This window comes from Plantibacter sp. Mn2098, assembly GCF_049319745.1.
GTDB lineage: Bacteria > Actinomycetota > Actinomycetes > Actinomycetales > Microbacteriaceae > Plantibacter.
In genome coordinates this window covers 64,506-77,174 of sequence record NZ_JBMOUH010000003.1, presented here as the reverse complement: position 1 = coordinate 77,174, position 12,669 = coordinate 64,506, and the positions used below count along the sequence as shown (strand labels likewise).

General features: G+C 69.2%; 9 protein-coding genes and 1 riboswitch. Of the genes, 6 read left to right on the top strand and 3 right to left on the bottom strand.

All coding sequences use genetic code 11. The features are described 5' to 3' along the window. The first annotated feature begins 15 nt into the window (after positions 1–15). A complete protein-coding gene (locus tag ACL9RL_RS05865) occupies positions 16–1,605 on the top strand; it encodes a dolichyl-phosphate-mannose--protein mannosyltransferase (RefSeq protein WP_422779284.1) in 1,590 nt (529 codons plus the stop codon). 16 nt (positions 1,606–1,621) lie between these two features. Then, positions 1,622–2,698 carry a YeiH family protein gene (locus ACL9RL_RS05860; protein WP_422779283.1) on the top strand — a complete coding sequence of 359 codons (1,077 nt, stop codon included), beginning with the start codon at positions 1,622–1,624 and terminating at the stop codon, positions 2,696–2,698. A gap of 186 nt (positions 2,699–2,884) precedes the next feature. Here the strand turns inward: ACL9RL_RS05860 and ACL9RL_RS05855 are convergent, their stop codons facing one another. After that, positions 2,885–3,202 (bottom strand): DMT family transporter, encoded by a 318-nt coding sequence (locus ACL9RL_RS05855; protein WP_422779282.1) that lies wholly within the window; start codon positions 3,200–3,202, stop codon positions 2,885–2,887. A 17-nt stretch (positions 3,203–3,219) separates the two neighbouring features. Beyond that, positions 3,220–3,283, bottom strand: a riboswitch (guanidine-III (ykkC-III) riboswitch). Positions 3,284–3,575: 292 nt separating this feature from the next. Here ACL9RL_RS05855 and ACL9RL_RS05850 point away from each other — a divergent pair. The 3 genes from ACL9RL_RS05850 (at position 3,576) to ACL9RL_RS05840 (ending at position 9,328) form a co-directional block, all read left to right on the top strand. Further along, positions 3,576–4,874 carry an O-acetylhomoserine aminocarboxypropyltransferase/cysteine synthase family protein gene (locus ACL9RL_RS05850; RefSeq protein WP_422779281.1) on the top strand — a complete coding sequence of 433 codons (1,299 nt, stop codon included), beginning with the start codon at positions 3,576–3,578 and terminating at the stop codon, positions 4,872–4,874. Between the two features lie 125 nt (positions 4,875–4,999). Next, positions 5,000–5,518: a CoA-binding protein gene (locus ACL9RL_RS05845; RefSeq protein ID WP_422779564.1), complete on the top strand. Its 519-nt coding sequence runs from the start codon at positions 5,000–5,002 to the stop codon at positions 5,516–5,518. Positions 5,519–5,698: 180 nt separating this feature from the next. Then, entirely contained in the window at positions 5,699–9,328 is a 3,630-nt protein-coding gene (locus tag ACL9RL_RS05840; protein ID WP_422779280.1) for an AfsR/SARP family transcriptional regulator, read from the top strand. Between the two features lie 55 nt (positions 9,329–9,383). Here ACL9RL_RS05840 and ACL9RL_RS05835 read toward each other — a convergent pair whose 3' ends face one another. Continuing rightward, positions 9,384–10,232, bottom strand: a complete 849-nt coding sequence (locus ACL9RL_RS05835; RefSeq protein WP_422779279.1) for an ABC transporter permease — start codon at positions 10,230–10,232, stop codon at positions 9,384–9,386. After that, positions 10,229–11,296, bottom strand: a complete 1,068-nt coding sequence (locus ACL9RL_RS05830; RefSeq protein WP_422779278.1) for an ATP-binding cassette domain-containing protein — start codon at positions 11,294–11,296, stop codon at positions 10,229–10,231. Before ACL9RL_RS05830 ends, ACL9RL_RS05835 begins: the two co-directional genes overlap by 4 nt. 234 nt (positions 11,297–11,530) lie before the next feature. Between ACL9RL_RS05830 and ACL9RL_RS05825 the strand changes: the two genes are divergently transcribed. Continuing rightward, positions 11,531–12,568 carry a sulfurtransferase gene (locus ACL9RL_RS05825; RefSeq protein WP_422779277.1) on the top strand — a complete coding sequence of 346 codons (1,038 nt, stop codon included), beginning with the start codon at positions 11,531–11,533 and terminating at the stop codon, positions 12,566–12,568. Positions 12,569–12,669: the final 101 nt, after the last annotated feature.

Genomic DNA, 12,669 nt, shown 5'->3' with positions numbered 1-12,669 from the left:
GACTAGCATGGGTCCGTGTCGGACGATCTCCTCGAAGCCCCTGTGACGGGCTCCCGCCTCGATCGCCGGTGGGCACGGTTCCTCAGCGTCGGCCGCAGGCGCACCCTGTGGACGTGGGGCGGCCCCATCGCGGTCACCCTCCTCGCAGCCATCCTGCGCTTCTGGAATCTGGGGCATCCGCACTCCCTCGTCTTCGACGAGACCTTCTATGTGAAGGACGCCTGGTCGCTGTGGAACAACGGCTACGAGAGCACCTGGCCGGACGGCGCCGACAAACTGTTCGCCTCCGGAGACGCCGGCGGATTCTCGACGGTCGCGTCGTACGTCGTCCACCCGCCGCTCGGGAAGTGGCTCATCGGGCTCGGGATGGCGGCCTTCGGCGTCGACAACAGTTTCGGCTGGCGGGTCTCGACCGCGATCGCCGGCACCCTCGCGGTGCTGCTCATCGTCCTCATCGCGAAGCGGTTGTTCGCCTCGACGGCGCTCGCGGTCATCGCCGGGTTCCTGTTCGCGATCGACGGCCACGCCATCGTGATGTCGCGGGTGTCGCTCCTCGACAACTTCCTGATGTTCTTCGTGCTGCTCGGCTTCGGAGCCGTCCTGCTCGACCGGCCCTGGCACGCATCACGGCTCGCGGCGAAGCTCGCCGAAGCGCGGGCCTCCGGACGAGATCCGGCGTGGGGGCCCGTCCTCTGGTTCCGGCCGTGGCTGCTCGCGGCCGGCCTCGCGTTCGGGGCCGCGACGGCCGTGAAGTGGAACGGCCTGTACTTCATCGCCGGGTTCGGACTGTACGTCATCGTCACCGACATGCTCCTGCGCCGGAAGCTCGGACTGACGTTCTGGGGCAGCGCTGCGATCCTCAAGCAGGGGCCTGCGACGTTCCTCAATCTCGTTCCGCCGGCGTTCGTCGTGTACCTCGCGAGCTGGAGCGGGTGGATCTTCACCTCCGGCGGCTACGACCGCCAGTGGGCCAACCAGGAGGGCAACGCCTGGACCGGCGCGTTCTCCTGGGTGCCGCACTGGGTGCAGAGCCTCATCCAGTTCCACCAGAGCGCGTACAGCTTCCACATCGGCCTGCACACGCCGCACCCGTATCAGGCGAATCCGCTGACCTGGCTGTTCATGATCCGGCCGACGAGCATGTACTACGAATCGCCCAAGACGGGCACGGACGGGTGTGTGTGGGACAACTGCTCCTCGGCGATCACCTCGATCGGCAACCCGCTCATCTGGTGGGGCGCCGCCATCGCACTCGGGTACCTGATCTACCGGCTGGTGCGGTATCGCGAGTGGCAGGTCGGCATTATCGTGCTCGGCGTCGCCGCCGGATACCTGCCCTGGATGCTGTACCTGAACCGCACGGTGTTCCAGTTCTACACGATCTCCTTCGAGCCGTTCCTCATCCTCGGCCTCGCCTACGCGCTCGGGAAGATCCTCGGCTCCAGAGACGATCTGGAGGAGCGCCGGGTCGCGGGTGTCGGGGTCGTCGGGGTGTACCTCGTGATCGCAAGTGCGCTGAGCGTGTTCTGGTATCCGCTCTGGACCGCGACGACCGTGCCCTACTGGTACTGGTACCTGCACGCCTGGTTGCCGTCGTGGGTGTGAGTGATCGGGTGCGGCCGTGAACGCGGGCGCACTGCGCCGCACGCTCCCCGGCATCGGGGTCGCCGCCGTCGCAGCCCTCCTCGCCTGGGGACTCCACACGCTCGTACCGGCCGTCCCGCTGCTGACCGCGAGCGTCCTGCTCGGCATGATCGTCGGGCAGATCCCCGCGTTCCAGCGGCTCGCCGGCGGGGTGTTGAAGCCAGGGCTCGGGGTCTCCTCGAAGCGGTTCATGCGCCTCGGGATCGTGCTGCTCGGACTCAAACTCAGCCTCGTCGACATCGCAGGGCTCGGGTGGGTGACGCTCGGGACGACCGTCGCGATCGTCGTCATCACCTTCTTCGTGACCCTCTGGTTCGGGCAGCGGATCGGCCTCACCGGACCACAGCCGCTCCTCATCGCGACGGGATTCTCCATCTGCGGCGCATCGGCGATCGGTGCGATGAGCGGGGTCGTGCGCGCCAAGGACGAGGACCAGGCGACACCGGTCGCGCTCGTGACGCTCTGCGGGACGCTCGCGATCTTCATCCTGCCTGCGCTCCGCGGCCCGCTCGGGTTGAGCGCCGACGAGTTCGGGCACTGGGTCGGCGCGAGTGTGCACGACGTCGGTCAGGTCGTTGCGACCGCGCAGATCGCCGGGACGTCTGCGCTCGCCGTCGCCGTCGTCGTGAAGCTCACGCGGGTGCTCATGCTCGCGCCGATGGTCGCCGTCGCCGCGACGATCGAGCGTCGGCGGCTGGACGCTGTGGCGGCCGAGGCTGCTGCGTCTGCTGCTGCGGCTGCCTCGGCTTCGGCCGACGGCGGGGCAGCTGGGTCGGTCGCCGTCGACGCGCCACCTCGGCCGCCGATCGTGCCACTGTTCGTGGCCGGGTTCATCGCGGCTGTGCTGATCCGGACGTTCGTGCCACTGCCGGAGGCGGTCCTCGATGCGGCGGACACGGTGCAGACCGCGTTCCTCGCGATGGCGCTCTTCGCGCTCGGTGCGGCGATCCGGGTGAAGACGCTCGTGACGACGGGGTGGCGGGCGCTCGTCGTCGGGCTCGTGTCGTGGGTCGTCATCGCGGTGCTGTCACTCGTTGCGGTGCACCTGTCCTGACCTGCGGCCCTTCGACAAGCTCAGGGACCGGCGTCCCCGGTCACTGAGCTTGTCCCCCGGTCACTGAGCTTGTCGAAGTGCCCTCGCACAACCCCGACCCTTCGACAGGCTCAGGGACCGGCGTCCCGGCGCTGAGCCATTCCCCGGTCACTGAGCTTATCCCCGGTCACTGAGCTTGTCGAAGTGCTAGTGCGACACGACCTTCAGCCCGATCACACACCCGACGAGCCCCAGGATGAGGAGCATCTTCACGATCGTGAACGGCTCCCCGCCGAAGGCCATCGCGTACACGACGGTGAGCGATGCGCCGATGCCCACCCACACGGCGTAGGCGGTGCCGGTTGAGATGTCGCGCATCGCGTAGGCGAGCCCGGCCATGCTGAGGGCCAATGCGACGAAGAAAACGACCGACGGCCAGAGCTTCGACAGCCCCTCGGACTTGCCGAGCGCTGTGGCCCAGACGGCCTCGAGGATTCCGGAGACGATGAGAACGATCCATGCCATGACGAACACACTCCTGCGTGGTCAGTCTTGTCGCGTTCCGGGTACTGCGCCCTCGTCCGGCGACCCCGTCGGGGCCGTGGTTCCCACCGTAGCAACCGAGCCTGTGCAGATCCAGTGCAGACCCGGCCTCGGTCGCTGAGCCCGTCGAGGTGCCCCTTCTGCCACGCAACGCCCTGCCCTTCGACAAGCTCAGGGACCGAGCACGCACCGGTCACTGAGCCTGTCGAAGTGCCCTGCCTCGCCGATCCCCAAACCCGGTCACTGAGCTTGTCGAAGTGACCGCATAGCAGCAGGACCGCCCGACGGCACCAATGCGTCCGAATGTTGCAGCGACGGGCAGTCGGGCCGAAGCGGCTCCGGTAGCGTGATCGACATGGCAGATCGTGAGTATGGCTTCCGCACGCGTGCAATCCACGCTGGCAACATCCCCGACCAGGTGACGGGCGCCCGCGCCCTCCCCATCTACCAGTCGAGCGCGTTCGTGTTCGACGACACGGCCGATGCCGCGGCCCGCTTCGCGCTGCAGAAGTACGGCAACATCTACTCCCGCCTCTCCAACCCCACCGTTGCGAGCTTCGAGGAGCGCGTCGCGAGCCTCGAAGGCGGCCTCGGCGCCGTCGCAACGGCATCCGGCCTCGCCGCGCAGTACATCACCTTCGCGTCGCTCGCCGGCCAGGGGGACCACATCGTCGCCTCCGCGAACCTCTACGGCGGTTCGATCACGCAGCTCGACGTCACGCTCCGCCGTTTCGGCATCGAGACGACGTTCGTGCAGTCCTCCGATGCTGCTGACTACGCGGCCGCGATCCAGGAGAACACGAAGCTCGTCTTCGCGGAGACGATCGCGAACCCCTCCGGTGAGATCGCGGACATCGAGGGCCTCGCCGACGTCGCGCACGCGCACGGCATCCCGCTCATCATCGACTCGACGATCGCGACCCCCTACCTCAACCGGCCGATCGAGTGGGGTGCGGACATCGTCACGCACTCCGCGACGAAGTTCCTCGGCGGTCACGGCACGACCCTCGGCGGCGTCGTCGTGGAGAGCGGCCGGTTCGACTGGCACAGCGACAAGTTCCCGCTCTTCGGTCAGCCCGTCCCGAGCTACGGCGGCCTCGAATGGTCCGGCAACTTCGGCGAGTACGCGTTCCTCACGCGGCTGCGTGCTGAGCAGCTCCGCGACATCGGCCCTGCCCTCGCCCCGCACTCCGCGTTCCTCCTCGCTCAGGGCGTCGAGACACTGCCGTTCCGCCTGCAGGCGCACGTCGACAACGCACGCGCCGTCGCGGAATGGCTGGAGGCCGACCCGCGCATCGCCGCCGTCAACTGGGCAGGACTGCCGAACCACCCGCACCACGACCGCGCCAACAAGTACCTGCCGAAGGGCCCTGGCTCGGTGTTCAGCTTCGAGGTGAAGGGCGGCCGTCAGGTCGGGCAGAAGCTCATCGAGTCCGTCGACCTCGCGAGCCACCTCGCGAACATCGGCGACGCGAAGACCCTCATCATCCACCCGGCGTCGACGACGCACGCGCAGCTGACCGACGAACAGCTCATCGCGGGCGGTGTGCTCCCCGGCATCGTCCGGCTGAGCGTCGGCATCGAGGACCCGGACGACATCATCTACGACCTCGACCAGGCGCTGAGCCTCGCGGTGAAGGAGGAATCGGCATGACCACCACTTCGACCACTTCGACAGGCTCAGTGACCGGGGCTGGCGCAGGCACTTCGACAAGCTCAGTGACCGAGGCCGGGGCCGAGACCGAGACGGTCCAGCTGACCAACGGCCTCACCTGCGCGATGCCGGCCGACTCCCCGCTCGCGAAGCTCCTGCGGTCGCAGCGCACCTGGGTCGGTCCGGACGCGAAGGCGCGCCTCAAGCTCCTGCGGGAGGCGAAGTCGATCGCGATCGTCGGCGCATCGCCCAACCCAGCCCGCTCGAGCTACTTCGTGGGCACGTACCTGCAGCAGTCGAGCGACTACCGCGTGTACTTCGTGAACCCGAACGCCACCGAGATCCTCGGCCAGCCGGCGTATCCCGACCTGGCGTCGCTGCCGGAGGTGCCGGACATCGTCGACGTGTTCCGCCGCGCGAGCGACATCCCGGCCGTCATCGACGAGGTCGTCGCGATCGGTGCGCCGACCGTGTGGGTGCAGCTCGGCATCTGGAACCAGGAGGCCGCCGAGTACGGCGAGTCCAAGGGTCTCAACGTTGTGATGGACCGCTGCATCAAGATCGAGCACGCGCGCTTCCACGGCGGTCTGCACCTGCTCGGTTTCGACACCGGCCAGATCACCGCCCGCAAAACCCTCCGCTGACGGCCTCCCTCCGTGCCCGCGAACTGGCAGTCGTGGCTGGTTCGGACGCCCCAGAACCGCCACTGCTGCCAGCTCGCGAGCTGGCAGTTGTGGCTGGAATGGACGGTGTCTGAGCAGCCACTGCTGACAGCTCGCGGGCTGGAGGCGGTCAGGGTCCGAGGTGATCGTTACACTCGGTGAGTGGTCACCAAGCCGAATCCGCACCACCGGACTGCCGCATCGCAGACCGGTGGGACCGCGCCGAACCACGAGGGCGCGATCGTGCGGGTGGGTGTGCTCGGACCGGTCGTCGCCGCAGGCCGGGACGGCACCCTGCTGGAGCCGACGGGACGCCTCGCGCAGGCGCTCATCATCGCGCTCGCCCTCGCCGGACCGCACGGACGATCGACCTCACAGCTCATCGACGAACTGTGGGAGGAAGATCCGCCGGCCGGCGCCCGCGCTGCCCTGCAGACCCTCGTCTCCCGGGTCCGCGCTGCCCTCGAACCCGGCCTCCTGACCTCGACCGTCTCGGGCTACGCGCTGTCCACCGCTCCGGATGAGATCGATCTGGGGATCGCGACCGGCGTCGCAGAGCACGCCGCATCGGCGCTCCGCACGGGCGATGCCAGGACCGCGGTCGATGCTGCGAGCCACGCCCTCGGCCTGTGGCGTTCCGAGCCGGGCGCCGACCTCGATTCAGAACTCGGCAGACACCTCGCGAACCGGGCCGCCGTCCTCCACCGCGACCTCACCCGCATCGTCGTCCAGGGCCGTCTCGACCTCGGCGAAGGAGCCGCCGTCGTCACGGAGCTCGAACTCCTCGCGGCCGACGCACCGCTCGACGACGCCATCCAGCTCATGCTCTTCAACGCCTACGCCCAGTCCGGGCGCCGCACCGAGGCGATGCAGCTCTTCGCCGCCTACCGGACCCGGCTGCGCGATGAGCTGGGCGCGGACCCCTCCGGCGGACTCCTCGCCGCGCACACGGCACTGCTGCGGTCGGCGGACGACGCTGAGACAGCCACCGATGCGAGAGCCGATGCGGCAGCCCGTGCGAGGACCGATGCGGACGCCGACGCCGGCATCACCGGCCCGCAGACCCCCAGAGACATCCCACAGTCGGCTCAGACCGATCACACCCCCGCCGCGCTCACAACACACGCGCCCATCCGCATCGGCATCCGCACCGCGCCGAACGAACTCATCGGACGCGATGACGACCTCGTCGCGATCGAATCGCTCATCGCCGCAGCCCGCGTCACCACGATCCTCGGGCCGGGCGGCCTCGGCAAGACCCGCGTCGCGCAGGAGATCGGTCGACGGGCCGGTGCCGACACCTCGGCGGTGATCTTCGTCGGGCTGGCCAGCGTCCAGAACGCCGAGGACATCCCGCTCGCGGTCGCGACGACCCTCGGCATCCGCGAAGTGTCCGCACGGCGCATCGGCGACTCGCTCAGCGCCGGCGTCGACGTCCTCGACCTGCGGGCCCGGATCCTCGCAAAACTGTCCGAACAGCGGACCCTGCTCATCGTCGACAACTGCGAACACCTCGTCGATGCCGCAGCAAGGTGGATCGCCGACGTCCTCGACTGGACCACCGACGTCCGCATCCTCACCACGAGCCGTGCACCGCTCACGATCGCCGCCGAGTACGTGTATCAACTCGACTCGCTCGCATCGACCGGCGCGACGACGACGGAGCCTGTCGCTTCGCCGGCCGCGGGCGCACAACCCACTCTCGAGACCGCTGGCCCCGCCGTCCGCCTGTTCGTCGAACGCGCGCGGGCCGCGCGCCCATCGGCAGCCGTCCCGCTCGATGTGATCACAAGGCTCTGCGACCGTCTGGACGGGCTGCCCCTCGCGATCGAACTCGCCGCAGCCCGCATCCGCACGATGTCGGTGGAGGAGATCGAGCGCCGCCTCGGCAACCGATTCGCCCTGCTGTCCCGCGGGGAACGGACCGCCCCTGAGCGCCACCGCACCCTCCTCGCCGTCATCGACTGGAGCTGGAACCTGCTCGGCGAGCAGGAGCGGATCGTGCTGCGTCGGGCGTCGCGGTTCCCGGACGGGTTCGGGGTGGAGGCGGCGGACATCGTGTCGAACGGTGGCGGGGATGGCCCTTCGACAGGCTCAGGGACCGGGGGTGCGGTGGATGGCCCTTCGACAGGCTCAGGGACCGGGGGTGCGGTGGATGGCCCTTCGACAGGCTCAGGGACCGGGGGCTCGGGGACCAGGGCGGAGGCGGACGTGGCGGATGCACTCGACGCGCTCGTCGGACAATCGCTCGTCATCGTCCGCGACGACACCCGCACCGGCCTCGTCCGGTTCCGCATGCTCGAGACCGTCCGGGAGTTCGGTGCGATGATGCTCGCCGAAGCCGGCGAGGACGCGCTCGTCCAGGAACGCTTCGCCCAGTGGGCCGTGCAGTTCTCCAAGCGGGAGCTGCCGGAGACGCAGGGTCCGGACCAGATCGCGGCACTCGCCAGGACGCGCCTGGAACAGGACAACCTCGTGAGCGTCCTGCGCTGGGGCATCGACGCCGGGCGTCCCGACATCGTCGCCCCCGTCTTCGCCCTGCTCAGCTACTCCTGGTCCGTCCGCAGCGCGCACTCCGAGGTCCTGGCGTTCGGCGAGGCCGTGCTCGACGCGGTCCGTGGAACGGTTCCGGACCCGGACGACGTCGACAGCTACTCCGTGTGCCTCGCGATGATCGCGGCGACATTCGTGTTCACCCGCCGGCGCACGGCCGCCCGTGCTCTCGGCGCCCTCCGCGCGATCAACCGCACCCATCCGACATCCGATGCCCGCGTCCAAGCGCTCATCACCCTGCTCCTCGCCTCCGGTCGGCCGGATCGCGGTCGATCCCTGCTCCGCTCCTACCAGGCGTCGGATGATCCGCGGGTGGCCGGCATCGCGAACCTCCTCGTGTCGCAATTCGCCGAGAACGATGGCGACCCGGACACCTCCCAGAGTTCCGCCGAGCGCGCCTGGGAACTCGCGGAGCGCATCGGCGATGTCTGGGGCGCCGGGATGGCCTCCCACATGCTCGCGCAGCTGAACAGTCAGAACGCCAGGCCAGAAGCGGCCCTGCTCTGGGCCGAGCGGGCCGATTCCCGGCTCCGCGCGCTCGACGCGGAGGAAGACCTCCGCCAACTCGAGTGGGTGGTCGCCCTCAGCAACATCGCACGCGGTGAATACGATGCCGCGGTCGACGTCTTCACGAGATTCCTCCGCGACGATGTGCCCGTCTCCGACTTCGCCCCCATCAGGGAGCGTCGCTCCATCGGCTACTCCGGCCTCGCGGAGGTCGCTCGTGCCCGCGGAGAGGGTGAGCGCGCGCAGGAGCTGTACGACCTCGCCGTGGACACCTTCGGCGTCTCGCGGGACCGGCGTTCGCCCTGGCTGCTGATGGTGGCAGGGGCAGCCATCGTTGCGGGCATCACCGACGGAACGGGCGACCCGATGGCGCGAGCCGCCCGGGTGCACGAGTTGCGGGTGCGGGTGGTCGCGACCTCACGCGTCTCGCCGTCGTTCATCGACAAGCCCGTGCTCGGCGCCGCCGGCTTCGGCATCGGCGTGTGGGCGGTGCGATCCGCGGACCCCGCCGTCGCGCGGATCGGGCTGGAGCTCATGGCCCTCGCCGAGCGGTTGAACTCACGTCAGGATCCGCCGGCGCTGCACCGCGACGCCCAATGGGACGGTGCGCGGTCGGTCCTCGGCGCCCCGACGGTCGCGGCGATGCGCGAGCGGGTCGGCGGTCTCAGCGGAGACGAGAGCGCCGCCAGGACGCTCGAACTGCTGGGCAGTCGGGTCCTGGCGGCGCGGTAGGGGTCTCGGGCGGGACGCTGTCGCGTCTCGGTGGCGTCGCTGCCTGGTCAGCCGATCACGCGCGGCGCATGTACGCGCGCACCGTGAGCGGTGCGAACACCAGCACGATGACCGCGGCACCGAGGAGCGCGAGCCACGCGTCGACACCGAAAGTGCCGGTGTTCGCGAGGTCGCGGACGGCGGTCACGAGGTGCGAGACCGGGTTCACATCGGCGAACGCGCGCAGCCAGTCCGGCATCGTCTTCGTCGGGACGAACGCGTTCGAGAGGAACGTCAACGGGAACAGGATGATGAACGAGATGCCCTGCACCGAGCTCGCGCTGCGGGCGACGACGCCGAAGAAGGCGAAGATCCAGCTGATCGCCCACGCCGACACGATCACGAGCAGCCCCGCGAGCACCACGTAACCGAAACCGCCGGCCGGCCGGTAACCCATGATGTAGCCCATCACGAAGGTGAGGGTCGTGGCGATCGTGTACCGGACGGTGTCGGCCAGGAGCGCTCCGGCGAGCGGGGCGATGCGGGCGATCGGCAGGGACTTGAACCGGTCGAACACGCCCTTGTCCATGTCCTCGCGCAACTGCACACCGGTCACGACCGAGGTGGTGATGACGGTCTGCACGAGGATGCCGGGGATGATGATCGGCAGGTAGTTCGCGACGTCGCCGGCGATCGCGCCGCCGAAGATGTACGTGAACATGACGGTGAAGAGGATCGGCTGCACCGTCACATCGATGAGCTGCTCCGGCGTGCGCTTGATCTTGAGCAGCCCGCGGTACGCCATCGTGAGCGAGTTGCGGACGCTCTGACCGAGGCTCACGTGGTTGCGCAGGTTGCGCTCGGACGGCGGGGTGATGCGGACGGGCGCAGGTGCCTGACCTGGGGTGAGGGTGACGGCGCTCATGCGCTGATCCTTTCGGGGGTGGTTGCTGCTGCGGTGTCGATGCCGGCAGCCGCGGCTGCGGCTGCGTCCGGCGAGTCGTCGGTGTCGGCGCCCTCCGCCTCGACCCCGTGACCGGTGAGCGTGAGGAACACCTCGTCGAGTGTCGGCTTCTGCACCGACATCTCGCTCAGTCGGATGCCGGACTCCCGGAGGGAGATGAACAGGTCGGTGACGGCGTCCGGGTTCCGCATCGGCGCCGTGATGCGCGTCGCCTCCGGAGAGACGATCGTGTCGACGCCCAGGACATCGGAGATGACACGACGCGCGTCCTCCAGGTCGGCCGGGTTCTCGATGCGCAGCTGCAGGGACGACTCCCCCACCGAGGCCTTCAGCTCGTCGGAAGTGCCCTCCGCGACGACCTGGCCGCGATCGATGACGGCGATGCGGTCGGCCAGCTGGTCGGCTTCGTCGAGGTACTGCGTGGTGAGGAGGACCGTCGAACCGGTTGCGACCAGCCGGCGGATCGTGTCCCACATCTGGGCACGCGTCCGCGGGTCGAGACCAGTGGTCGGCTCGTCGAGGAAGATGAGCGGCGGCTGGGCGATGAGGCTCGCCGCGAGGTCCAGACGACGGCGCATGCCGCCGGAGAACTTCTTGAGCGGTCGTTTGGCCGCATCGCTCAGGCCGAACTCCTCCAGGAGCTCTGCGCTCTTGCGCTTCGCCTCCGCGCGGGTCAGGCCGAGGAGACGGGAGAAGATGATGAGGTTCTCGGTGGCCGACAGGTTCTCGTCGACCGACGCGAACTGCGCCGTCACCCCGATGAGCTGACGCACGACCTGCGACTCGCGCTGGATGTCGTGGCCGAAGATCGTCGCCGAGCCGGCGTCCGGCTTCAGGAGGGTGGCGAGCATGCTGATGGTGGTGGTCTTGCCGGCGCCGTTCGGGCCGAGGACGCCGTAGACGGTGCCGGTGCGGACGGACAGGTCGACGCCGTCGACCGCGCGGTTGTCGCCGAAGGTCTTGACGAGACCGTGGGCCTCGACGGCCCAGTCGGAGCTGCGGGAGCTGCGGGAGCTGCTGCTCATTGCGATGCCTTTCCAGTGGGAAGTTGGTGACACCAGCATCCGACCGGCCGCTCACATCGCGCTCACGCGTCGCTGACATGGGCTGACATGGGCTGACATGGGCTGAGAAAGGTCGAGAGAGGGGCCGATGTGAGCCGACGCGGATGCTGCCGCCGGTGCTTGCGCCGACGCTGCTCGTTACCGCGTGTTGCTCGCACCGTAGCCGTGGAACCGCGTGTCACCTACCGTGGGGCCATGACGCCCGACCGCTCATCGCCAGCCCTCGTGGACGCCGTCGTGTCCACCCAGTGGCTCGCCGACCATCTCGGCAGCGAACGACTCGTGGTCCTCGACGCGTCGGTCATCGTGCTCGGGGAGAACCCGGACGGCGGGGCGTCACCCGGCGGCGATGCAGCGGGTGCAGGCGGTGCCGATGGTGTCGGCGGCGCACCACACGGCAAGACCCGCTACCTGAGCGGCTATGACCAGTACCTGTTCGACGGGCACATCCCCGGGGCGTTCTTCGCGGATCTGGTCGAGTCGTTCTCGGCGCAGGACGGCCCGTATCCGTTCACGAAGCCGGATGCCGAGGCGTTCACCGAGGCGGCCAGGGCCGCCGGGGTCACGGCGGACAGCACGATCGTCGTCTACGACACGGCGTACGGGCAGTTCGCCGCACGTCTGTGGTGGTTGCTGCGGGCTTTCGGCCACACGCGGGTTGCGGTGCTCGACGGCGGGTTCGTGCGATGGCGCGCGGAAGACCGCCCGACGGAGGACGGTCATCTCGAACCGGATCGGGGTTCGTTCACGGCGGTCGAGGATCCGGCGCGCTGGGTCGACAAGGCGTTCATCGAGGGTGTGCTCGACGGCTCGGAGGCCGGGGTGCTCGTGTGCGGTGTGCCACCGCGCGAGTTCGCCGGTGAGACGGGCGGACGGGTGAGGCCCGGCCACATCCCCGGCAGTTTCAACGTACCGGCTGGACGGCTCGTCGATCGCAGCACCAACCGATCGCTGCCCCTTGCCGATCTCCGCTCCCGCTTCGAACCGGTGATCGCGTCGGCGCGGGCGCTGACGGCACAGGCGACGCGGGCGGCCACGGCACAGACGACCGCGGCACGGCGATCCGTTCAGCCCTCCCGGGCGACGATCGTCACCTACTGTGCCGGCGGTGTCGCATCGGCTGCGGATGCGCTCGCACTCGTCCGTCTCGGAGTCGAGGGCGTCGCGGTCTATGACGGTTCACTCGCCGAGTGGGCGGCCGACCCCGACGCACCGCTCCACACCGGCCCCTGACTTCTGCTCCCACCCGTCGGTCCCTGAGCTTGTCGAAGCACCCACGTCCAGCACCAACGCTTCGACAAGCTCAGCGACCGGCGATGCGCCGGTCCCTGAGC